General features: G+C 57.8%; 20 protein-coding genes, 2 tRNA genes and 1 riboswitch. Of the genes, 10 read left to right on the top strand and 12 right to left on the bottom strand.

What is annotated here, in order from left to right; translation table 11 throughout:
- Positions 1 to 205: 205 nt before the first annotated feature.
- The 3 genes from GNP00_RS07140 to GNP00_RS07150 all read right to left on the bottom strand — a co-directional run bounded on the left by GNP00_RS07140 (position 206) and on the right by GNP00_RS07150 (position 3,724).
- Entirely contained in the window at positions 206 to 493 is a 288-nt protein-coding gene (locus GNP00_RS07140; RefSeq protein ID WP_166015806.1) for a hypothetical protein, read from the bottom strand.
- A gap of 189 nt (positions 494 to 682) precedes the next feature.
- Positions 683 to 2,506, bottom strand: a complete 1,824-nt coding sequence (locus tag GNP00_RS07145; protein WP_166015808.1) for a right-handed parallel beta-helix repeat-containing protein — start codon at positions 2,504 to 2,506, stop codon at positions 683 to 685.
- Between the two features lie 27 nt (positions 2,507 to 2,533).
- Positions 2,534 to 3,724, bottom strand: a complete 1,191-nt coding sequence (locus GNP00_RS07150) for an O-succinylhomoserine sulfhydrylase (RefSeq protein WP_166015810.1) — start codon at positions 3,722 to 3,724, stop codon at positions 2,534 to 2,536.
- A gap of 40 nt (positions 3,725 to 3,764) precedes the next feature.
- Positions 3,765 to 3,843: riboswitch (SAM riboswitch) on the bottom strand.
- A gap of 78 nt (positions 3,844 to 3,921) precedes the next feature.
- On the opposite strand from GNP00_RS07150, the gene GNP00_RS07155 reads away from it, so the two are divergent.
- Positions 3,922 to 5,007: a 2'-deoxycytidine 5'-triphosphate deaminase gene (locus GNP00_RS07155; RefSeq protein WP_011579445.1), complete on the top strand. Its 1,086-nt coding sequence runs from the start codon at positions 3,922 to 3,924 to the stop codon at positions 5,005 to 5,007.
- Between the two features lie 112 nt (positions 5,008 to 5,119).
- Positions 5,120 to 5,194: transfer RNA gene (locus GNP00_RS07160), tRNA-Gly, on the top strand.
- A 127-nt stretch (positions 5,195 to 5,321) separates the two neighbouring features.
- On the opposite strand, the gene GNP00_RS07165 is transcribed toward GNP00_RS07160, so the two are convergent.
- Positions 5,322 to 6,035: an outer membrane protein gene (locus GNP00_RS07165; RefSeq protein ID WP_011579444.1), complete on the bottom strand. Its 714-nt coding sequence runs from the start codon at positions 6,033 to 6,035 to the stop codon at positions 5,322 to 5,324.
- 583 nt (positions 6,036 to 6,618) lie between these two features.
- Between GNP00_RS07165 and GNP00_RS07170 the strand changes: the two genes are divergently transcribed.
- Positions 6,619 to 6,885 carry a DUF6460 domain-containing protein gene (locus tag GNP00_RS07170; protein ID WP_166016013.1) on the top strand — a complete coding sequence of 89 codons (267 nt, stop codon included), beginning with the start codon at positions 6,619 to 6,621 and terminating at the stop codon, positions 6,883 to 6,885.
- A gap of 88 nt (positions 6,886 to 6,973) precedes the next feature.
- Here GNP00_RS07170 and GNP00_RS07175 read toward each other — a convergent pair whose 3' ends face one another.
- Together GNP00_RS07175 and GNP00_RS07180 are read right to left on the bottom strand one after the other, a co-directional pair.
- On the bottom strand, positions 6,974 to 8,062 hold the full coding sequence (locus tag GNP00_RS07175) for a quinone-dependent dihydroorotate dehydrogenase (RefSeq protein WP_041544961.1): 1,089 nt from the start codon (positions 8,060 to 8,062) through the stop codon (positions 6,974 to 6,976).
- The gene (locus GNP00_RS07180; RefSeq protein WP_011579441.1) at positions 8,062 to 8,409 is read right to left on the bottom strand and encodes a DUF952 domain-containing protein; all 348 of its coding nucleotides are present in this window, start codon (positions 8,407 to 8,409) and stop codon (positions 8,062 to 8,064) included. Before GNP00_RS07180 ends, GNP00_RS07175 begins: the two co-directional genes overlap by 1 nt.
- A 122-nt stretch (positions 8,410 to 8,531) precedes the next feature.
- Between GNP00_RS07180 and GNP00_RS07185 the strand changes: the two genes are divergently transcribed.
- Complete coding sequence (locus tag GNP00_RS07185) at positions 8,532 to 8,975, top strand: hypothetical protein (RefSeq protein ID WP_011579440.1); 444 nt, start codon at positions 8,532 to 8,534, stop codon at positions 8,973 to 8,975.
- A gap of 110 nt (positions 8,976 to 9,085) precedes the next feature.
- Positions 9,086 to 9,742 carry a response regulator transcription factor gene (locus GNP00_RS07190; RefSeq protein WP_011579439.1) on the top strand — a complete coding sequence of 219 codons (657 nt, stop codon included), beginning with the start codon at positions 9,086 to 9,088 and terminating at the stop codon, positions 9,740 to 9,742.
- Between the two features lie 21 nt (positions 9,743 to 9,763).
- Here GNP00_RS07190 and GNP00_RS07195 read toward each other — a convergent pair whose 3' ends face one another.
- Positions 9,764 to 13,255, bottom strand: coding sequence for a PAS-domain containing protein (locus GNP00_RS07195; RefSeq protein ID WP_166015812.1), 3,492 nt, complete (start codon positions 13,253 to 13,255; stop codon positions 9,764 to 9,766).
- A gap of 199 nt (positions 13,256 to 13,454) precedes the next feature.
- On the opposite strand from GNP00_RS07195, the gene mscL reads away from it, so the two are divergent.
- The gene (mscL, locus tag GNP00_RS07200) at positions 13,455 to 13,871 is read left to right on the top strand and encodes a large conductance mechanosensitive channel protein MscL (RefSeq protein ID WP_041544959.1); all 417 of its coding nucleotides are present in this window, start codon (positions 13,455 to 13,457) and stop codon (positions 13,869 to 13,871) included.
- Positions 13,872 to 13,952: 81 nt separating this feature from the next.
- Here the strand turns inward: mscL and hemA are convergent, their stop codons facing one another.
- Together hemA and GNP00_RS07210 are read right to left on the bottom strand one after the other, a co-directional pair.
- Positions 13,953 to 15,230, bottom strand: a complete 1,278-nt coding sequence (gene hemA / locus GNP00_RS07205; RefSeq protein ID WP_011579436.1) for a 5-aminolevulinate synthase — start codon at positions 15,228 to 15,230, stop codon at positions 13,953 to 13,955.
- Positions 15,231 to 15,370: 140 nt separating this feature from the next.
- Positions 15,371 to 15,880 (bottom strand): FG-GAP repeat protein, encoded by a 510-nt coding sequence (locus GNP00_RS07210; protein WP_157037990.1) that lies wholly within the window; start codon positions 15,878 to 15,880, stop codon positions 15,371 to 15,373.
- A gap of 356 nt (positions 15,881 to 16,236) precedes the next feature.
- On the opposite strand from GNP00_RS07210, the gene GNP00_RS07215 reads away from it, so the two are divergent.
- Positions 16,237 to 16,312: transfer RNA gene (locus GNP00_RS07215), tRNA-Phe, on the top strand.
- A 691-nt stretch (positions 16,313 to 17,003) separates the two neighbouring features.
- Here GNP00_RS07215 and GNP00_RS07220 read toward each other — a convergent pair.
- Both GNP00_RS07220 and GNP00_RS07225 read right to left on the bottom strand, forming a co-directional pair.
- Entirely contained in the window at positions 17,004 to 17,246 is a 243-nt protein-coding gene (locus GNP00_RS07220) for a hypothetical protein (protein ID WP_041544344.1), read from the bottom strand.
- A 47-nt stretch (positions 17,247 to 17,293) separates the two neighbouring features.
- Entirely contained in the window at positions 17,294 to 17,725 is a 432-nt protein-coding gene (locus GNP00_RS07225) for a peptidoglycan-binding domain-containing protein (RefSeq protein ID WP_011579433.1), read from the bottom strand.
- 343 nt (positions 17,726 to 18,068) lie between these two features.
- Between GNP00_RS07225 and GNP00_RS07230 the strand changes: the two genes are divergently transcribed.
- Together GNP00_RS07230 and GNP00_RS07235 are read left to right on the top strand one after the other, a co-directional pair.
- The gene (locus tag GNP00_RS07230) at positions 18,069 to 19,247 is read left to right on the top strand and encodes an acyltransferase family protein (protein ID WP_083764400.1); all 1,179 of its coding nucleotides are present in this window, start codon (positions 18,069 to 18,071) and stop codon (positions 19,245 to 19,247) included.
- Between the two features lie 140 nt (positions 19,248 to 19,387).
- Positions 19,388 to 19,975: a class I SAM-dependent methyltransferase gene (locus tag GNP00_RS07235; RefSeq protein WP_011579431.1), complete on the top strand. Its 588-nt coding sequence runs from the start codon at positions 19,388 to 19,390 to the stop codon at positions 19,973 to 19,975.
- A 108-nt stretch (positions 19,976 to 20,083) separates the two neighbouring features.
- Here the strand turns inward: GNP00_RS07235 and GNP00_RS07240 are convergent, their stop codons facing one another.
- Complete coding sequence (locus GNP00_RS07240; protein ID WP_041544343.1) at positions 20,084 to 20,881, bottom strand: SGNH hydrolase domain-containing protein; 798 nt, start codon at positions 20,879 to 20,881, stop codon at positions 20,084 to 20,086.
- Positions 20,882 to 21,005: 124 nt separating this feature from the next.
- On the opposite strand from GNP00_RS07240, the gene GNP00_RS07245 reads away from it, so the two are divergent.
- Positions 21,006 to 22,823 carry a glycosyltransferase family 2 protein gene (locus tag GNP00_RS07245; RefSeq protein ID WP_011579429.1) on the top strand — a complete coding sequence of 606 codons (1,818 nt, stop codon included), beginning with the start codon at positions 21,006 to 21,008 and terminating at the stop codon, positions 22,821 to 22,823.
- Positions 22,824 to 22,910: the final 87 nt, after the last annotated feature.

Below are 22,910 nucleotides of genomic sequence, written 5' to 3' on the forward strand. Positions count from 1 at the left end.
CTGAGTGAATCAACGCTATTTCACAGTTGAAATCAGAGCCGAGGCGGTATTCGCCTGGATCGAGGGAGAAAAATCGATCCTCACAGCCGGCTCTCGATAATTTCGCAACGATCATTTCGCCTCTCTGGCAAGCCCTCCCCTCTGGCCGGAAATATTTCATCGGATAGACTGCCGCTAGCCTACCGAGCTCCAAAGATGTTTATGCTCAGCGTTCTTCCCTGCCGGTCGTTTGCAGCACCCGCCGGAAATCCACATGCTTGAACCGATCGAGCAGTTCCAAGGCGTCGCCGATCACTTCCACAGCGCGCAGGAGATGGGCGGGATTCTCGTTCCGCAGAACTGTTTTTGAGCTGTCGTGCAAAAACATCTGTCGGCGTGCTTGAAGATAGCGGACAAGCGCTTGCCTATTGCCTCCGCCGCGATCGAGAATGAACGCGTCGAAGCCCGCACCCTCCTGCGAAGAAGAGAAAAGGCCATTGTCCAAGAGGTTCATCTGTCGCTCCTTTGCCGGTGCGGCAGATCACCCGTTTTTGATGCTATGAAGTAATCGCTTTTTCGAATGATGCGCCGTTTTCCGACGAAACACGGCAGATGTTGCCCGGCATTGCAAGCACCGCTGTAGAAAGCTTCAGTGCTATAGGCGGCAGACCCAGTGTCGAGAGACCGGGAGGTACCCGTCTACTCAGTCGGCCATTTCGAACGCACCTCGGTCGATGGCTGAGCCCATCACCCGAGTGCCCATGACATTATCCCATAGGCCCGTAGCGGCAGGTCCCAAATCCGAACCGCTGTCGATTGCCGGCGAATTCGAACCGGGGCGCAAATCCTGCATCGCAAGGTCCCGGAAGTCGGGGTCTTCGACGGCGCTGCCGACGTCGCCGCTGGCGGATCTAAATGCTTCAAAATCGCCGCCGGGCCTGCCGTCGTTATAAAAGTTGCGGTCGATCCAGAACCAGCGCGTATGCTCGCCACCCGCGGAGGTGAAATAGAGATTGTGCCCTATCGCGATTGAGCTTGAATCGGCTGGAGAGAATTTTGTGATCACGTAACCCTTCTCGCCCGCGTAGAGGATATTGTTCAGGAAGCGAATACCATGCGCGTTATGGCCGATCTGGAACTCGCCTGAATGAATGCCCGGAACATCGCGGCCGTTGTTTTCCAATAGGGTGTTGTTGATGATCGTTACGTCCTCCGCTCCGCCGGACTGGCTTTCGTCATAGCCGCCCACCAGAATGCCGGCATCGCGGTTGAAACGCACCAGATTGTTTCGAGCAACGACATTACTGGTGTTCTTGCCGGGACGTTCGCTCAACAACCAGATGCCGCCGTCATTTGCTTCGACTGTGTTTCGCTCGATGGTGATGTCGCGCCCGCCATCCACATAAATACCGACGGCTGCCGCCTGGAAGGTCAGGGCCTGATTACCGGCGCTGGAAAGGTTACGCACGGTGTTTCCGGCGATCCATCCCTGGCGAGCCCGATCCCGCTCGGTGCCGTCGATGTAATATCCGATCGCATCTATTCCGATGAAATCATTGTCGCGGACAAGATTGTTGGTGATCTGCCAGCCTTCCACATTGCCGCCGACCGTGAGCGCTTCACTCCTGCCGGTTTTGAGGTGAAAAAGCTCGTTCCCGTCTATGATCACATTGCGGATCGGCGAGGTCTCCTCGCCGTAAACCGCTATGCCCAGCGCGTTGGCATTGCCGCGCGAGGGAGGATTGTTGGCCTCGATCTCGTGAATGACATTGTCGCGTATCTCGATGCGCTCACCTGAACCTCGCACGAGCACACCAACCACGATGAACTCGCTTTCCGATTTGTAGTTGCGAAGCTCGAAATCCTTGACACGGACATAGCTGGCACCGGAAAGTGTTATCAAGCCGCGCGTTCCATAGGGCTGCTGGACTAGGCCGGCGCCATCGATCACCGCGGTCTCGCCCGGCGCTTCCATCAAAGTGATGAAGCCGCCTTCCGCGGAACCGGAGCGCGTGATCTGTACGGTTTCGTTATAGACGCCGCCATGGACGAGGATCGTGTCGCCCGGCTGCGCCTGATCGACTGCATGCTGAATGGTGCCCCAGGGGGATGCGGCCGTGCCCGCATTCAGGTCGGAGCCGCCGGGGGCAACGTGCAGGGTTCTTCCCGGCCGGGTGTAGACCGCGTTGCAGACTGCGCGCGTCACCAGCAGCGCTGCATCCCCTTTCAACGCTGCCGTGACGCGAACATCGACGGCCTTGTCCATGTTAGCCGGCGCGGTGTAGAGGCCCTGACCGGTTATTGTTCCAATTTCGGGCGCTCCTCCCGCAACGCCATCGACCATCCACACCACCTCATCACTTGCCGCATCCGAGGCGGTCAGTTGAAACTGGTGCGTCTCGTTTGGCTCAAGGTGAAGACAGTCCGCCTCGCTGGCGATTGCCCACCCCGAGAGCAGCACTGAAACGACCGCCGGCGCCAGGGAGAACCACATCCGCGCCCGATGCCTTTCGGGCGATCTGTTCACGGACGGTGCACCGACGCGGTTGCGCATTTACACGGTCGCCAGCGCCTGCTCGATATCCTTCAAGAGGTCTTCCGTATCTTCCAGGCCGAGCGACAGGCGCAGTGTTCCCTGCTGGATCCCGGCTTCGAGCCGCGCTTCCTCCGAGAGGTTCTTGTGCGTTGTGGTGGCCGGGTGCGTGATCAGGCTCTTGGCGTCGCCGAGATTGTTGGAAATGCGGATGATCTCAAGGGCGTTTGAAAATGCGAAAGCACCCTGCTTGCCGCCCTTGATGTCAAGGCAGACGAGCGTGGAGCCGCCCTTCATCTGACGCTTTACGAGATCGGCCTGCGGATGATCGGGCCGGCCGGGATAGATCACGCGCTCGACCTTCGGATGATCGGCCAGGTAATCCGCAACGTGCGCCGCGCTTTCCATCTGCTGGCGCACGCGCATGGGTAGCGTCTCCAGACCCTTGAGCAGCGTCCATGCGTTGAAGGGCGAAAGGCTGGGGCCGGTATGCCGGAAGTAGTCGTGCAGGTTCTCGTCGATCCATTCCTTGTCGGAAAGCACGACGCCGCCGAGACAGCGCCCCTGGCCATCGATATGCTTCGTTGCGGAATAGACCACCACATGCGCGCCCAGTTCCAACGGCTTCTGCAGGAGCGGCGTGGCAAAGACGTTATCCACCACCAGCCGCGCGCCGATGCTGTCGGCAAGCTTGGCGATACTGGCAATATCGCAAATTTCGAGCGTCGGGTTGGTCGGGCTTTCCAGGAAGAACAGCTTTGTGTTCTTGCGCACCGCCTCCTCCCACGCCTCCATCCTCGTACCGTCGACGAGCGTCGTCTCGATGCCGTAGCGCGGCATCAGCGTTTCCACGATCCAGCGGCAGGAGCCGAAAAGCGCGCGCGCTGCCACCACATGGTCGCCGGCCTTGACCGAACACAGGAGGGCCGCTGCCACGGCGGCCATCCCGGAGGCGGTAGCGCGTGCATCCTCGGCCTCTTCGAGCGCGCCCATGCGGCTCTCGAACATGTCCACCGTGGGATTGGCATAGCGCGAGTAGATGAAACCCGGATCCTCACCCTTGAAGCGCGCTTCGGCCGCCTCGGCGGTCTCATAGACAAAACCCTGGGTAAGATAGAGGGCTTCGGAGGTTTCGCCAAAGGAGGAGCGCAGTGTGCCGCCATGAACAAGGCGGGTTTGAGGCTTCCAGTCGTCGTTGAATCTTTTTGTCATCGCTCCGCTCAACAAAAAACCGGCCGCAGGAAAGCCGGTTCGAGCTTCGAGCACGGCCTTTTTAGCGACTTCTTTAACGTGGCTGCAAGCCGACCGGCCAAATCACCACGGGGATAAAGTCCCTTTAGACCCGGCTTTCGCTTGCGTCAATCGCGGCGCACAGTAAAGCTCCCATAAGCTTTCTCAAGGGGAAAAGATTGGCAAGCACAGGTATCCTGCCGGACAAGGAAATCGCGGCGCTCTTTGAAGCCGGCGCTCTGGCCGCGCCGCGCCCGCTCGACTCGGACCAGATCCAGCCCGCAAGCCTTGACCTGCGCCTGGGCGATGTCGCTTACCGCGTGCGCGCAAGCTTTCTTCCCGGGCCCGGCTCCCGGGTGGAGGAGAAGCTGGAGCGGCTAAAGCTGCACGAGATTCCCTTGGGCGAAGGCGCGGTTCTCGAAACCGGCTGCGTCTACATCGTTCCGCTCATGGAAGGGCTCGTCCTTCCCGCCGATGTTTCCGCCTCGGCAAACCCCAAGAGCTCCACGGGCCGGCTCGACATCTTCACCCGCGTGATGACGGACCACGGCCAGGAATTCGACAAGATCGCTGCCGGCTATTCCGGTCCGCTCTATCTGGAAGTGAGCCCACGCACCTTCCCGATCGTCGTCCGCCCCGGCTCGCGCCTGTCGCAGATCCGCTTCCGCCGCGGCAACGCCCTTCTCACCGAAAGCGATCTTGCCGATCTGCACGAGAGGGAAACGCTCGTGGCAGCGGAGAGCCCCAACATCTCCGGCGGAGGCATCGCGCTGTCCATCGATCTGGAAGGCGGGCCGGACGGTCTCGTCGGCTACCGCGCCAAGCATCACACGAGTCTGATCGACGTGGACCGCAAGGCGGCACACGAAATCCACGACTTCTGGGAACCACTCTACAATTACGGCTCCAAGGATCTCATCCTCGATCCGGACGAGTTCTATATCCTCGTCTCCCGCGAGGCCGTCCACGTACCCCCCGGCTATGCCGCGGAGATGACTCCGTTCGACCCGCTGGTTGGCGAATTCCGCGTCCACTATGCCGGCTTCTTCGATCCTGGCTTCGGCCATTCGGCTTCGGGCGGCACGGGCAGCCGCGCTGTCCTTGAAGTGCGCAGCCACGAAGTGCCCTTCATCCTGGAGCATGGGCAGATCGTCGGCCGACTGGTCTACGAACGGATGGGCGATTTGCCGCGCGCGCTTTATGGCGCGGATCTCAAATCCAATTACCAGGGTCAGGCCTTGAAACTCTCTAAGCACTTCCGCTGACAAATGCCTCAGCTTCGGCGAGGAGCGCGAAGGCAAGACCCGCGCCGCATCCACACAATCCGTTGCGCCACCGCTTGACAGGTCGAGGATGAAAGGCAATCTACAGGGGCGCGCGGGTGTAGTTCAGTGGTAGAACGCAAGCTTCCCAAGCTTGATGTCGTGGGTTCGATCCCCATCGCCCGCTCCAGCCTGGTTCCAAAGTGATCGCCGCTTCTCCATACTTCTTCAGGCGCGACAAGCGCACTCCGCCCGCTGAGGAAAGACGGAGCAGTCACATGTGGGACGTGCGGCCCGACTGCTCCGTCCAATGGAGATCAGAAGCGCACGTTTAGAAATGCTTTGACGGAATGGAGGGCCACATCCTCATTTATGGAAATGTTGGCGTCCTTATAAATATCCTTCTTGCCGAAATCGACATAGGAATATTCCGAACCGAGGGAGATGCGATCCGTGACAGCGTATTCAACCCCCGCCCCGATCGTCCATCCGGTCCTGGTCTGGCTCTGCTTCAATGTGTCGGTTCCAATAAAATCGCTCGTCTGTTTGGTTTTACCATAGGCAAATCCACCATGACCGTATACGAGCGTGCGATCCCAGGCATAACCAGCACGAGCGCGCACCGTACCAAGATAGGACAGCTTTGACGAATCTTTCGCGATTCGCGTTCCAAGAACATAATATGAGTTTTTCACCTCGTAATTAGTGGCGGCAATGTCCGCGACTGCGCCGAGAACCCAGTTGTTCACCTGCCAGTCATAGCCTACCTGAATACCACCAATAGCCCCACCTGCCCGGGAACGTTCCGTCAGAAGACCAGTGAAAGGCACGTTGCCGAGCACGTTTAGATTGTGCTTGATATCGCCGGCTGCGATTCCGCCATACACGCCGACATAGGGACCCGTCCAGTTAAACGGCGCTGGCGGAGGAGGAGGTGCTGGAGGAGCTGGTGGTGCGTCATAGAGAATGTCAGCCGCAAAGGCGGAACTGGAGATTACACAGGCCGCCGCGGTTGCTACTAACAGTTTCATCAAGTTTTCCCTTTCTTAGTAATGACCTGTTCGGATGATCAGTCGCGGCAGGACATGCGAGTACGCTTCTCCGCATGACGAGTAATGACTCTTTGACCGTTTACTTACCGCCCTGACTCAGATCGGAGCGCTTGAAAGCCATTGACCGTTTCGAAGCTCCAGGTGCCACCTTTGTGATGTACGGGCTGATACGCCAATAACCAACGCTACGCCCCCGTGCCTTATTGGTACACGTAAATCGTATACAACACCTTTCCTCAAAGAGGATTTTCGCAGGCGCAAGCCTGCCCTTCGCCTCGATCAAGATAACATCCGCTGGCGTAACCGCTAATGTACGCGCTATGGATATCGGATATGTGAGCAGATTACGCTTTTGTATGTACACAAGCCGCATGAGATGATTCGGCTGCATGAAACCAAAGCATTGAAGGTTTGCCCGCGTATGGGGAATCAACCAGCCTTTCCGTCGTTCACATCAAAGGCGATCGCCATCACCCAAATGACGGTTGGCATGGCATCACGAGGTTGCGCTGGCCGTGCCGAACTCATATGTCCGTGGAAGTATAACTTTTACGGAGTTCGGATCGTGTCGGCAGTGGCAAGGTTTCTGGGTGACAGCCCGTTACGCGTCCTCATCAAGCTCCTGGTGGTGTCCCTTATCGTGGGCTTCCTCATGAGCGTCTTCGACTGGACGCCCTGGGACGTTCTTCATGCATTGCGCGATACGGTCCTGCGGCTCTGGAACATGGGCTTTGCCGCTATTGCCGATTTCTTCGGCTATATCGTACTCGGTGCGGTGATCGTGGTGCCGGTGTTTCTGATTTTGCGGCTCTTGAGCCTCAGGCGCTGATCACACGGCCGGCGATGCCGCCGGGCGAGTTGATTGACATTGTTCAACCAATATCCTGCCGCAAGCGCCAGAGGTTCGCCTGACGGGCTCACGCGAGCGGCCGGTCCGCCCAAGGCTTGATGTTGCTGTCCCTGATCTCAGCGATGGAATTCAACCCGTTGGCCTCGGCATAAGCTGCTAGCCTGCTTACAATCCGAGCAGGAAGTCCCGGTCCGGCAAAAACCATACCGGTGTAGAGCTGAACCAGGTCAGCGCCCGCCCGCATTTTTTCAAGCGCCGTTTCGGCGGAATGGACGCCGCCCACCCCGATGATGGGGAGGGCGGGTCCGACCAACCTGCGCATTTTGGCGAGCACGATAGTTGAACGTTCGAAAAGCGGTTCCCCGGAAAGGCCGCCGGTCTCGCTTGCCGCGGGCGCACTGACCCCTTCGCGCGAAAGGGTGGTGTTGGAAACGATGAGGCCGTCCAAACCCTTTTCAAGCACCTCCTGGGCAATATCCGCCAAGGCTTCTTCGGAAAGATCCGGTGCGATTTTCAGGAAAACCGGTACTTTTCGCTTGATCAGCGCAGCCTGCTCGTTGCGCACCCGCATGACACGCTGAAGCAATTCGGAGAGATTTTCCCGATCCTGCAGCCCCCGGAGGCCGGTGGTGTTGGGTGAAGAAATATTGATCGTCAGATATGAGGCAACGGCTGCGAAGGTCCGCACCCCCTCCTCATAGTCTGCCATCCGATCGGAACTGTCGCGGTTGGCGCCAATATTGACACCGACGATCCCGCTTTTTCCCTTGCGTAATGAAAGCCGGGCCAGCGCTTGCGCATGACCTTCATTGTTGAAGCCGAGCCGATTGATGACGGCACGATCACGCGTCAGCCGGAAAATGCGTGGCCGCGGATTTCCCTCCTGGGGCTTCGGTGTAACCGTGCCGCATTCGGCGAAGCCAAAGCCGAGATTGAGCAGCGCATCCGGTATTTCCGCGTTCTTGTCATAGCCTGCCGCCATGCCGATGGGATTTGGAAAGTTCAGGCCCGCGACGGAAACCGCCAGCTTTGAATTCTGGACCCCGCCACTACAAAACGGGATGCCAGTTTTAAGCGCGGCAATGGAAAGCTCATGCGCACGCTCCGGATCGAATGCGAAGAGAACGGGCCGCGTCAGCCGGTCGATAATATGCATCATGCGTCCAGCACCGGAAAAACATGCCGGCCGCCGGTGCCGAGCGGCAGGGGCTTGACCCAGCGCACGGCAGCTAGCGGAAGCCGGCCATAGAGATGCGGGAAAAGATCTCCTCCTCGCGAGACCTCATATTTGAGTTCTTGGCCGAGTTTCTCCTCTTCAATGGCGATGAGGAGAAGGTCTCGCTCTCCGCTGAAATGCTTGGCGGCCGTTTCCTCGATCTGGGCTCCTGTGGAGAAATGGATGAAGCCGTCCTGCAGATCGACTGGAGCGCCGATAAAAAAACCGCGCTCCTCGGCTTCGCGCCAGAGACTGGCTGGGCATATTTTGTAAATTAATCGGGACATAGCCGGGCTATAATGCCTGCAGGGCTGGGGTGGAAGTGCTCCTTTCTTTCCGGCACCGCTTTTTGCACCTCAATCGCGGCGTATTCATCTGCTATTAGAATGCCGACCGAGGAGTAACGATCATGCGTACAGCATCAGCAGCCATAGCAGGCCTTTGCCTTTTGCCGCTTTTTGAGAGCGCCGCATTGGCCCAGAGCGAGGAGCGGTATCGCCTGGAGCGCACCGAGAACGGTTATGTCCGGATGGACACGCAGACCGGCGCCATGACGCTCTGCCAGGAGCGCGGCGGCGAACTCCTTTGCCGGCCGGCTGCCAACGAGGCCACGGCGGAAGCGCCGGATGGGCAGACATTGCAGCAGAGAATTGAAGCTTTGGAAGCGCGCGTTAAGGCGCTTGAGGAAGAAACGACGGGCGGACTCCCCGGCGAACAGGAGTTCGAACAGTCTCTCAATATGATGGAGCGGTTCTTCCGCCGTTTTGTGGACATCGTGAGGGGATTGGAACAGGAAAAGACCCCAGCAGATCAGGCGCCCGATCAGGATGGAACGCCCTCTGAACGCACCTGAGGATCGCCAAGACGGCTCCAGCCTTGCAAAGCGCGCCGATCCCCGCATAATCTTCCCCCTGTCGGCTCGAAGCGAACACAAGAAGAGAGTAGCCGGTCGGGGAGGTCTGTTTGCCGGACTATCGTTTCGTCGTTGCGGACGATCATCCGCTTTTTCGGGGAGCTTTGCAGCAGGCCCTGAGCGGCTTCGGCGCCGATTGTGAAATCCTGGAAGCGGAAGATTTCGAGAGCGCAAAAGCAGCTATTGACGGCGATCTCGACATCGATCTCGTGCTGCTCGATCTTGCGATGCCCGGTGCGAGCGGGCTTTCCGGCCTGGTGGCGCTACGCGGCCTGGCTCCGGCCGTGCCCATCGTTATTGTCTCCGCGCATGACGACCCACAGACAATCCGCCGCGCGGTAGAACTCGGCGCCTCCGGCTTCATTTCGAAGTCGGCTCGCATGGAAGAGTTGCGCCGCGCGGTGCAGACAGTGCTCGACGGCGGCATTTACACTCCCGGCGGGATCGATCTCGGCGAGGAGGGCGATGCTGAGATTTCCGAACTGATTGCCCGGTTGCGCACGCTCACGCCCCAGCAAACGCGTGTTTTGGCCATGCTGGCCGAAGGGCTTCTAAACAAGCAGATCGCCTACGCCTTGAACGTTTCGGAGGCGACGATCAAGGCGCATGTCTCCGCAATACTGCAGAAGCTCCGGGTCGATAGCCGCACTCAGGCTGTGATCTGCCTCTCACGTATCGGCGCGGGAACTCTTTCCGAAAACATTTAGGCATCGATCGATCGCATACGATCATTCAGCTGCAAGCACCTGGCGATAGCGCATCAGGAGCACACGGAGCGAGGCCGGTTTGATGGGCTTGTTGAGCACCGGAATGCCCATTGCTTTGGCGGCGGCGCGCACATTGTCGGTGCGGTCGGCCGTGATCAATATGGCGGGGATTTCCATTCCCCATGCGTGCCTGAGCTGCCCGATTGCCGCGAGGCCGTTTTCGACATCCAGATGGTAATCCGCCAGAATCAGATCCGGCCGATTGCCCGGCATGCGGAGCGCCCCTATGCTGGCAACGCCCGTGGACGTGTGTACCTGACAGCCCCAGCCTTGCAGTAGGACACGCATGCCATCGAGAATTTTTTCGTCATTGTCGATGCAGAGCACGTCGAGTCCCGCGAGCATAATATTCGGACTGGCAGCCAATGGCAGCGGATCGGGCAGGAGGTCGGGTTGTGCGCTGCTTGCAGGCAGAATCACGGAGAAGGAAGTACCTTTTCCGGGCTTTGATGAAAGCCGGATCTCCAGCTTGAGAACACGTGCGATACGATCCACGATGGAAAGGCCAAGCCCGAGCCCCTGAGCCCCGCGCATGCCCTCATCCAGCCGTGTGAATTCCCTGAAGACGATATTCAGTTTGTCGTCCGCGATGCCGATCCCGGTGTCGATCACCTTTAATTCGACCAGTTCGCCGCGCCGGCGCACGCCGACGAGCACGCGGCCGCGGCGCGTATATTTGATGGCGTTTGAGACGAGATTCTGAACCAGACGGCGAAGAAGGCTGCGGTCAGTGCATACGGCAATCGAGCTGGGCACTATGGTGAGCCGGAGCCCTTTTTCGTCAGCAAGAGGGCGGACGTCTGTACCGATCTGGCTCAACAGGGAATCGAGCCGAAACACGCTTTCCGAAGGTTTCAGCGCACCGGTATCGAGCCGGGAGATGTCCAGAACGGCGCCGAGGATCGTTTCCACCGAATCGAGCGAGGACTCGATGCTTTCCACGAAAGCGTGAAGATCCTGACGGTCCGTTTTCTCCTTGAGCGGAGTGCAATAAAGCCGCGCCGCATTAAGGGGCTGGAGGATGTCGTGTCCCGCAGCCGCGAGAAAGCGCGTTTTGCCGAGATTGGCCTCTTCGGCGAGCCTTTGTGCCTGGGCAAGCTCCTCGTTCACGCGCATCAGCTCTGCCGTGCGATGTGCCACGCGTTGTTCGAGCGTTTCATTTGCGCGCTTCAATGCAATGTCCGCTTCAACGCGGGCAGTAATGTCGGTGTAGGTGGCCACCATGCCGCCGCCAGGCATGGCATTCGAGCGAATCTCAAGGATGCGCGCGCTCTTTTGCAATGTCAGTTCCCATGGCGTGCCGAAGGCTGCAAGCCTCTCAAGCACCGTCTTTTCCGCATCCCGGGGAAGCTCCCCGCGGGCGATGAGATGGTTCACAATTTGACCGAGGGAGACACCGACCTGCCCCATTACGTCAGGCAGGTCCAGAAGCGCGCGGAACTGCCTGTTCCAGCAGGTGAGGCGAAAATCCTCATCGAAAACGGTGATTCCTTCTTCCATCTGATCGAGCGCCGTCTGCAGCAGATCGCGGTTATGCTGAAGCGCGAGCGAGGCGTCGTCGAGCAGCTTCATCGCATCGCGAGGAGAGCTTTCGATCCGTTGGAAGAGAAGCGACAGTATAAGGCGAGCTGAGGATGAGCCGACGGCGCTCGTAAGAAGCTGCTCGGAAAACCGGATGACGGGCACGCTCGCCTGATCGTTTCCGTTGAGCGGTTTGCCCTGCTCGGCTTCGAACGAGAGGAAGGAACGCTCGGTTCGCTCCACGCCCAGATAACGAGAGATCGTGTCCTTCAGATCGTTGACCGTAACAGCCGGTCTGAAACGGCGCAGGCTCGGCATCGGGGCGGCCTCGCGCGGCACGAAGATGGCCGCCTGAATGCGCTCCAGCGGTTTCGCGGCGCGTGAGAGGGAGCCCAGCACGAAGAAGAGTGTGTTGACAGTGAGGCTCCACAGCACACCGTGGTTGAGCGGCTCCGCCACCGTGCCGAAGAGGGCCTGTGGCCGCAGCGCCTCAATGCCGAAGAGGCCGTTCGTGATAATCTCGGTGCCAGCCGGCGCCACCGAAGGGAAGAAAAGCGTATAGGCCCAGATGATGAAGCCAGCGCTCATGCCGAGCAGAGCGCCGCGGCTGTTCGCACCCCGCCAAATCAGCCCGCCCAGAAATGCGGGCGCGAACTGGGCGATGGCGGCAAAGGAAATAAGACCAATTGCGGCAAGCCGCGCGTTATTGGTGCTCTCGCGATAATAAAGGAATGCCGCGAAGAGGATGACAAAGATTGCAGCACGGCGGATATTAAGGATAACGGCCGACCAGTCTTCCTTCTCGCCGCCTTCCGGGTGCAATAGCCGGCGCACGAAAAGTGGGATGATGAGGTCGTTGGAGATCATGATGGACAGTGCCACGCTGTCAACGATGACCATGGCTGTCGCCGCCGAAAGCCCGCCGATAAAGGCCAGCAGCGCCAATGCGTCGTGCCCGGCAAGGAGCGGTACGGCCAAAACGTAGAGATCGGAATTCGTACGGTCGCCTACGGCGTGAATTCCGGCGAACGCGATCGGTATGACAAAGAGATTGATAAGCACGAGATAGAGCGGGAAGAGCCAGGCCGCCCGCTTGAGCTCGTCCGGCCCCTTGTTCTCGACAATGGTTACATAGAACTGTCGCGGCAACATGATAATGGCGCAGGCACTGAGCGTCGTCATCACCACCCATGTTGCGAGCGAGGTGGGATGCGTGAAAGCGTTGACCACCTTAGGTTCCGCCGCCACCTTCCTGGCGAGTTCGCCTGCTCCTCCGAACAGGAAGAAAGTAACGGCAATGCCGACGGCGAGAAAGGCGGCGAGCTTGACCACCGATTCAATTGCCACGGCGAGGACGAGGCCATTCTGATGTTCCGTCGCGTCCGCGTGCCGAGTACCGAAGAGTACGGCAAAGAGCGCCAGCAGCATCGCGATCAGCAGCGAGATATCGCCGATGAAGAACTCGATCGATGGCAGCGCCCCGTCATAGTGCTCCACCATCAGGCTTACCGAGGCTGAGATCGCCTTCAGTTGCAAGGCAATGTAGGGAATGGTGCCGCAAGTGGCGATGATCGCCGCCACGGAGGCAATGGCGAAGCTCTTGCCGTAACGGGCCGCCAGAAAATCAGCGACCGATGTGATCTTTTCCCTTTTCGCAAGCCGGATGATGCGCCCGAGCAGCCGGTTTGCAAAGATAAAGACGAGGACAGGCCCGATATAGATCGCCAGAAATTCGAAGGCCCGCTCCGTCGCGAGCCCCACCGAGCCGAAAAATGTCCAGGACGTGCAGTAGATCGCCAGGCTCAGGGCATAGATGAGCGGGCGGGTGCCGGACATCTTGCCTGCGGCTGCGCGCCGATCTCCCAGGCTCGCGATCACGAAAAGAAACGTGACGTAGCCGATGGCGATGATCGCGATGACCCAGCCCTGCACGGCCGCCGCCCTCTTTCCTCCACTCGTTTTTCAAGCGAAGCATAGCGGAGCAGCGCGCGCAATGCTTCTTTCGACCATCCGTACAGAGCGCAGGCACAACAAAGATTCCCTGTTCGCTCACATTTGCTATTCTGATAAGCGCTGGGTGTGGGTCACCCGGATTCTCAACCGTGCCAGGGGGACTGAAATGGCAAACGGAATGCTGAATGAATTCAGGGAGTTCATAGCCCGAGGCAATGTCATAGACCTGGCCGTGGGCGTGATTATCGGCGGCGCATTTGGCGGCATCGTCAGCTCTCTGACCGACGACATCATCATGCCCATCGTGGGCGCGGTCTTCGGCGGGTTCGACTTCTCCAATTATTTTGTCCCGCTCGCTTCCGGTGTGACAGCGGATACGCTTGCCCAGGCGCGTGAGCAGGGGGCAGTGCTGGCCTACGGCAATTTCATCACCGTTCTTCTGAACTTCCTCATCCTCGCCTGGATCATTTTCCTGATGGTCAGGGCCGTGAACAGGCTGCGCAGGCGGCAAGCAGAGCAGCCGGCTGAGCCCGCGGCACCGCCTCAGGATGTCCAACTCCTGACGGAAATTCGGGATCTGCTGGCAAGAAGATAAGCGAAAGGCGGCCACAGCCGCCATGGAGAGAAAAGAAGGCAGGCAGTGAGGCGGCACCTGATCCGCCTCACCAATCCCGTTCTATCCGCCTGATTTCGAGACCACCAGCGGGATGATGCGATCTGTCCGCGCGGCCGACGTAGGATTCGCTTCGTTGAAGCTGATGCCGAGAGCCTGCCAGGTCTCAAGCAGTGCGTCCCTCAGCTTCTCGACAAGGTCGTCCGAGTGGAAGGGCGTGGGTGTTATGCGCAGGCGCTCTGTTCCGCGCGGAACAGTGGGATAGTTGATCGGCTGAATGTAGATGCTGTGTTTTTCCAAAAGCCGGTCGCTCGCTTTCTTGCAAAGCTCGGGGTCGCCGACCAGGACCGGCACGATATGCGTTTCGGACGGCATGACATGAAGGCCGGCCGCACGCAAAACCTCCGTTGTCCGTCGCGCCTGCCTTTGCTGCGCCTCGCGCTCCGCGTTCGATTTCTTCAGATGCCGGATCGATGCGGTGGCAGCCGCTGCGATGGCAGGCGGCAGCGCAGTCGTAAAGATGAATCCGGGCGCGTAGGAGCGTACTGCGTCGACGAGCGATGCCGACCCTGCGATATAGCCGCCGATGACGCCAAACGCCTTTGCCAGCGTGCCCTCGATCACATCAATGCGGTGTGCGAGGCCTTCCCGCTCGGTGATCCCGCCGCCATGTGCACCATACATGCCGACAGCATGCACCTCATCGATATAGGTCATCGCATTATAGCGGTCGGCAAGGTCGGCAATCTCCGCGATCGGCGCGATGTCGCCATCCATCGAATATACCGACTCGAACACGATGAGCTTTGCCCGGCGGGGCTCTGCGGCCCTCAGCAGGCTTTCCAAATGCTCCAGGTCGTTGTGGCGGAAAATCTTCTTCTCTGCCCCGGAACGGCGCACGCCTTCGATCATGGAGGCATGGTTGAGTTCGTCTGAAAGGACCAGGCAATTGGGCAGGAGGCGCGCGATGGTCGAGATCGAAGCCTCGTTGGAAACGAAACCGGAGGTGAAAACGAGGGCGGCTTCTTTCCCATGCAAGTCGGCCAGTTCCGCCTCGAGTTCCACCAGCGGGTGGTTTGTGCCGGAAATATTGCGAGTGCCGCCAGCGCCCACGCCGATCCGGCCGACAGCCTCCTGCATGGCGGCGATCACATCCGGATGCTGGCCCATGCCCAGATAGTCATTCGAGCACCAGACAGTGATCTCACGTGCCTTTCCATCGGCGCGCCAGATGGCGCGCGGAAAGGCTCCTGCGATCCGCTCGAGATCCGCAAAAACCCTGTAGCGCCGCTCCGCGTGAAGTTGGTCGATAGCCTCGGAGAAGAACCGCTGATAGTCCATGCTGCCGTCCTAGGTTGCCAGCGGATCATAGACGCCCGCCACGCGGGCGTCCATTACCGGAATCGTGGGCAAAATGCCACGTCCGCAGCCGTGATTCCGCGTTGAGCCAAATCACGCCAACTGGAGGGAATGCACCTGGACTACTCCTGAAACTGCCGAGCTTCGTAAGTAGTTGTGAGCTTGCCATCCGCCCACGAATAGCGGCCGAGGCACGAACTCGCAGCTTCCGTGGTTTTGCAGTTGGCGTTGCTGACCCAAACGTTCAGCATGGTTCCCTCTTCGCTCTGGGAAATGGCCGGCGCACCACCCATGATCGTGACGGGTTCGGCGTAATTCTGACCGGAAAGCGCAAGCGAAATATAACATCCGCCATTGCCGCAGAAGGTGGTGGCGCCAGCACTGCACTGCATGTTCTGCGGGTTGAGAATGAAATCCTGAACCCCGTCCCCGTCTATATCGCCTGTCATGATCATCGGCTGGTCGAAGCCTGATTCGAGCTTGCCATCGATGTCGCTGCACATTTTCTCATAGCCGGTGAGGATCGACTGGACCGGATCCGGCAGGCTTTCGCTGGACCATTGAAGCGGCTCCGACGAAGCAGCGAAAGGGTAAAGAAACAGGGCGAAGGAAAGAAAAAGAACACGACGCATTTTCGTCACCATCAAGATCGGAATTGGAAAAGGCAGTCTATCGGAGAACAGGAAAGGAGAAGTTACGCCGGGGCTCGAAACTTTCATGCTGTTTGCTCCTTGCCGCGGGGGTTCTGATGCTCAGCGCGCGACAGACCTATGTCATGGCACGATCAACCAGGGGAAGCCTGCCATTGCACTACCTCCGGCGCATCTAAGTCAAGTGTTTCAGGCTTTGGCATTCGCGCGAAAAAAAGCTCTTCGTTTGAGAAGGGATGCGCTGGACAGCGTCGATTCACATGCTATAACCCACGCGCTTTCGACGAAGCGTCAGCCCGTCGAGATGGCGACGGACGCGCAATCGATGCGGACGGCAAGCCCAGGTAGCTCAGTTGGTAGAGCAGCGGACTGAAAATCCGCGTGTCGGTGGTTCGATTCCGCCCCTGGGCACCATAAATTTGCCGAACATATCGAGATCTTAATCGTCACCCTCTCGGCTACGTTCTCTGATTTCATGTTGTCGTGTGGCAAGCCAGTTTCCTTGATTTTCAAGGTCTTCAAGCCACACTCGGCGCGACCTTCTCGCTGGTTTTCAGCAAGCGCCTGCACCGTCGCAGTCAATGCCGATACCGAGTTCGAGAGGCTTACAATCGCATCCTGCATGCGATCCATGCGCCCGAGCATTTCAGACTGGAACCGGGCACCCGCCGCAGCATCCTGCACCTGCTTCGTCTCCACAGCGATGAGCCGGCCGCTCACATCGGTAGCTTTCTCGGAAGGGACGTCGCGGAATTCTGCGCGATCGTCACCTGCATACGGATCGCGCTGAGCTTGTTTTCCTGCCAACCGATATAGAGCCATAAGATAAGCCCAATCGTTGGCATTGCCAGCATTGAGAGACCGCGCCAGCGCCAGGACGATAACATTCTCGGCAATCTTTCGAGCTGGTTCCTGCATATAATCCCTCCCTTCCGTCAATTCTCAATCTTCCTGTCGGCTCTCGCGTCCGTGCTTGGCGCATTCCGATGGCGTCCAGACCGAGGCTCCGCAAAGCCCCCGGAGGTCTCGTCAATCCTCTCCTGGTCTTCCGGCGTTCGCCCCTGCGCACCAATAAAAGGACGTGCCAACGACCTGCCGTAGGCCATCAGCGGTCACAGGCGCCGGTTTCGAAGTCGTGCAGGCCGCCGCCAGCAACGCAGAGACGATAGCGAGCGCGCCATTCCTCAGATGCTTCAGCCGCATCGGCGTTCTCCTTTCTGATCTGGTGGGAAATTGCTCCCTGCTCGGCAGCGCGGCCGGCGCGGAATTCGGCCGAGTGCGACCAAGCGAGCCCTGACATGACGGCGAGGACGATCCCGATTTGAATCCATATTCCGATCCCGAACATCACGTCCTCACCGGGGCAATGTCGCCCTCGTTGGTTTGGCGGTTTGCTCACCAGCCGTAAGCAGCCCATCCAAGGCCGCCAAGCACGAGGAGCACGGCAATAACGGTCAGCGCGCCAGAAAGCCATTCAAAGCCAGGAATAGGGGCCAATCGATCGGCAGCGTTTTCGATTTGCTGCCGAGCCGTTTCGATTGCGGCGCCCCCAAGGATCGCTGTACCCCCCTGCTTGGCCTGATCTGTCTGGAGCGGGCCGACAGCGCCCGGTCTTTCATCAGGGGCCACCTTGAACGATGCGAGAGCGCGCATCGTTTCGGGGCCTGCAACGCCGTCCGCAATGAGGCCTGCGAAGCGCTGGAAGGCCAGTACTGCGCTCTTGGTGCTTGGCCCATAGTCGCCATCCACTTTCAGCGCGTGACCGGCACGGACGAGAAGTGCCTGCAGCTCGCGAACTCGGGCACCCGTCGAGCCCATGCGCAGCATGCCTGATGCCCGCGAGACCGGAGCCGCCCCGGTAAGGCGCTTGTAAGCCGCTCATCGAAATAACGCCCCTCCCAGAGGATCAACGACTCTTTCGAACCGTGCGACCATCGCGAACACCTGCCCATTGCTCTCAACCTCGGCAATGGTCGGCAGCATGGCAGCTTCCACTTTCATGCGCGGAGCAAGGCTGCTCGACCGCGCGAACGGTCGCGTCGTCAAACATCATCAGGTTCCTTCGTAGCTAGATGGGCAGTGTGAACTCGCACTCGGAATCGGCTGCAATCGGCCTTTCATTTTCCCGGCGTGAACGGTAGTTAGAAGCCGCCATAACGGACCTCCCTGCGTGGTCGGGCCGGCCGGAACGAAGGGAAACGGGAGCGGAGCGTTGTCCCAGGAAAGGTACATTGGAGCGGATCTGGTCCGCATATTTGCCGCTCTATTGGTAGTTGCCTTCCACCTCGGGTTTTGGTCTTGGGCAAACGAGCGGTCCACGCCGGGCAGCATCCTTCAACGACGCGCAGAGTTCCCGGAAGTTGCGCAGCTCACCCATTTCGGTTGGGTCGGCGTTGAAGTGTTCTTCATGCTCTCCGGCTTCGTGATAGCCTTTACCGCGCGATCCAGCACCGCCCTGTCTTTCCTGTATCGGCGTTTTCTGCGCCTATTTCCCGGAGCGGTGATCTGCGCGACAATCACCTTAGCCGTTGCATTGGCGATTGGTTGGCGAGAGCCAGCCGACCTGCTTGACCGATATCTACGCTCCGCGTCGCTTTGGCCCTATGGACCCTGGATCGATGGCGTCTATTGGACGTTGGGCGTGGAGATCGCCTTCTACACCCTTGTCTTCATGCTCTTGGCCATCGGCCAGCTGCGCCGATTGGAGCTCATCATGATCGGCGTGGGAACAATCACATCGCTGATTTGGATAGTGTTTGCGCTCTACCATGGCCGACCCTCGAACCCATTCAGAGGACTGATTTCTTCCCGCGATGCTCAGCTTCTGCTGCTGCATCACGGTATGTTCTTTTCGGTTGGGGTCGTTATCTGGAATGCGATTGCCGGCAGATTCACATGGTGGAGAATCGTAGCGGTCACAATCTGCTCGATCGGCGGCTGCGTGGTGATCTACCCAACAGCGACGCGCGATCTCGGACTAGAGCTTTGGGAGCAGGCATCAATTGCCGTTTGGCTCATTTCCGTGCTGCTCCTCATCGCCGCAGTCCGATTTGATGCTGCCTTGTCCCGCTATCTCGGCCCTATATCGAGGCAGATTAAAACCGGCAGCCTTGCGACTTATCCGCTCTATCTCCTCCATACTGTCGTGGGCGCGGCAATGATCCGCGTCTTGCTTGACGCTGGTCTTCCACGATACTTTGCTTTGGCTTTTGTCCTCATTGCCGTCCTACTACTCAGCGTGGCTGTAACCAAATGGCTAGAGCGCAAGCTGCGGACGTTCCTGTCCCGCTTGCTGCAACATCGTGCTCCAGCAGGGGAGCCAAAGAGAGACATGGGCGCTCCTGGGTAACGCAACTGAACAGTTGAGGGTATTTACTTATGGTTGCCTGCTAGGTAGAGGACCGCTCGTGGGGGTAGGCGGCCTCCTGGCAATATGAATTGCAGCGAGAAATTCTCTGGCGTAAGCAATCTCACAGGGAGAGGGAGATTATGAACAATGCAAGCAACCAATATTGGGAAGAGCGTAAGGATATACTCTATTACCAAGTCGCCCGCGTCCTCGTAGAGCGGATCGGCAAAAAGGCGCGCTCGATTATCGACGTAGGTTCAGCCGGATGCCCCTATGTAGATTGGTTTGATTTCATTCCACATCGGGCTTCAGTCGATTTGAAACGCCCCTACGAAGCGCCCGGCGTCCATTCATTCACCGGAGACTTTTTAGCGTGGGAACCCGACCGCCATTATGACATTGTCACTTGCATGCAGGTTCTAGAGCATGTTCCGCCAGCTCGGGAATTTGCCCAGAAACTGCTTTCGATCGGGAATGTTGTCGTCGTCAGCGTTCCATACAAGTGGCCCAAGGGAAAAACAAAATCGCATGTCCACGATCCGGTTGACGAAGCAAAAATGCTGGATTGGTTCGGGCGAGAGCCCAATTTCAGCTATATCTGCACCGAGGTCTTGGCCCCCGTTGACCGTCTCATCCAAGTCTATGAGCGTTTCCCCGACAAGTGGGCCGCGCTCAATCGCAGAGACAGCATTATCAATAACCTCAACGCAACCCGTCTTGCCTCTTGAACAACCCTAAAAGGTCGGCCGTCGCACGATCGTACTTGAATTCTCCGGTTCGCCTGCCCTCGTAACAGACAAGATGGCGCACGCTCAGCTCATGAGTGCGAGAGACCGTTAGTTCAGCGGAATATGATCTTTCATACGGCCCACCATTTCTGTCGCTCCGAATATGCTAAGATGGTGGTTGTCTCTATGGATGGGTTTGCCACCCGCATAGAAAATGCATTCTCCGCCAGGACATTGAAACAGATCAGGCATAACGGCTTCCGGGAACTCCTTATGAAACCTCTTGTTGTATCTGAGTTCCTGCAGAACCTGCCTTTTGTCTGGCTCGCAATCTTGGCATCCATTCAAGGCTACTCCAGGACGTATAAAGTCGCCGAGAACGACGGCGTTGTGTCCATGTTGGCCTAGCAAGATTGCCAGATCCTTCGCGATTGAGGCCATTCGCTCAGGCTTATCGCGCTTTGCGCTTGTAATAATTATATTTGTAGGCTGTCTCTCAAAGAAAAACTGAAGAGCGTTCTTGTTACGTCGAACGCACTCGATCGTCCGATCATCCTTATAATCTCGCAGGTAACCTTGGAATCCAGATTGGGGGACGCACCCTGTCATGTAAAGAACAAACACATTGTAATTAGGGAAGACTTCCGAAAAGCCTGCAACCAAATGCTTTGCATGGCTATCTCCCCATATGAATATATCCTTATCCATACCCCTGAAATTTTGGCATGTAACAAGACCTCGATCAAACTTATCGTTGTAAGATCGACAATATGTCTTGCTCTCAAGCTCCCTCAACTCTGCATTGGTTTGCAGCTTGTATTCGCTTATACCGAAATCCGAATATGCGGCACCTAAAACGGCGATAGACAGGACTATGAATGAGAAAATCAGGCGCTTCGCTATCATAGTATCGATCTAGCAACGCGCTCCTGAGAAGTCCACCAGTCGGTTGCGCTCTCAGCTCACCCGCATTGAAGTTTGATTTGGATGATGCCAAACAGTTGCGTTCGCTAGAGGGATGAGATCTCAAATGACCGCGCCCATTTACAAGGTCCACCCCACGCTCGACATAATGTTGTGGGGTGGATACTCGAAATATGCCGCTGCCGAGCTTGAAAAACTGAAGCAAACAGGCACGAAAGAGGAGCGATACCAGGCAGCATGGGGCTTGGCACGCAAAGCTGCGGCAGATGGAGACCTGGATGCTGCATTGGAAAATCTTTCAATTGCGAAACAGCTTTCTCCCGCAAATGCTGAGCAACTCCAGTTTGTCATCTATGAAATGGACATCCTCCGCCGAGCTGGGAGTTTCGAGGAGGCTAGATCTCTCGCCCTGGACCACGTAGGCAACGAGGACGACCCGCGACTTTGCGTCGGACTATCATCACTTTATGATGAGCCAGAAAGGCGCCTGCATTGGCTGAACAAGCCATTGCTGGCCTCCGGGTTTGCTCCCCTAAAATTGCGAAATGCCAGCGAACCGCTAGCCATCGACAACGTAACTGCTGATGTTTCTCCGATTGAAGACGGCCTGAAAGTCTCAGTTATCATGCCGTCGTTTAACGCCCAAGAGACGATTGAGATGGCTGCACGAGGCATCCTTGAGCAGTCTTGGCGCAATCTCGAACTCATCATTGTGGACGATGCCAGTACGGACGACACATGGGCGATAGTTCAGGCGATTGCTGCCAATGATGAGCGCGTAATACCCATCAGGCAGCCGGTGAACGGCGGTGTCTACAAAGCCAGAAATACAGGGCTCTCCGCATCGAGTGGTGAATACGTCACCGTAAATGATGCAGACGATTGGTCCCACCCACAGCGAATAGCGGCGCAGGTGGGAGATATCCTTAAGGGACACACCTTCAATTCGACATACGGGGTGCGAGCCACCGCTGATCTTGTCGGAGCCGCAAAACCCCGGAGCGGCTATTGCATCACCGAAAATACATCTTCCCTGCTGCTTCCATCAAAAATCGTTAAGGAACTCGGCGGCTGGGATGAAGTCCGCTTTTCGTCGGATTCAGAGCTGTATTTCCGCGTGATGATGATGACCGGACACAACGAGCGCATCCTTTGGAAGTTCGTACCTCTTGCGTTCATCCTGTCGCGGCCGATGTCCTTGACCAACGCTGGATCAGCCGGCCTAGCGTCTCTCCACTATGGCGCGCGCCGGGAATACAAGGAAGCATCGGCCTTTTGGCGCAAACAAACCGATGATCTCGCAATCCGACATGACCGCAGATCTTTTCCAGTGCCGAGGATCGTCGTGGAGAAAGGGGATGATCCAGTCAAGATCGACGTCCTTCTTGTGGCGGACATGTCTCTCTCGCGAACCCTTGAAGACTTGAATGACGCATCCCGCGAGGGTCGGATTGGGCTTCTACACCTTCCCCGTGCCAAGAATTTCGGGAAAGACTTCCATCGCGACATTCGTAGCGCCATCCATGCCGGCAATATCGAAGTGATCGTTCCTGGACAGACGGCTGAATGCAAGATCGTTGTCATACCTGATGCGAAATGCCTTCAACAGCTTCCAGATATGCTACCTGTCATATCCGCCGAAGAGTGCATCGCGCCGATGGACATTGATCCGAGCATTTTCGGGGCAAGGCGCCTGACCTTTCCTTCCCCAAAAGACAAATTGGAGTTTCTGCACATTGAAGATTTTGTGGAATTCAGACACCAGATGGCATTGAAAATGCTTGCTCCTCTGGAGGCAGAAATCAGAAAACTCGAAGCGCGCAGAAAAATCAAACTGAAGGAGCTAAAACGTGCAACCCAACGCCAAAGCAATCGCCGCTGGGCGCGAAGCGCTCCGCAAAGCGCGTTTGTCGAATCTAGATGAAGAACTCACCGTTATAGTGTTCTACCAAGCGATGCGCGCAGGGAAATCGGACCAAGAAGACCGCCACGAGTTCATCCCAGAAAATTA

It is taken from the genome of Chelativorans multitrophicus, from assembly GCF_011317445.1.
Classification (GTDB): domain Bacteria; phylum Pseudomonadota; class Alphaproteobacteria; order Rhizobiales; family Rhizobiaceae; genus Chelativorans; species Chelativorans multitrophicus.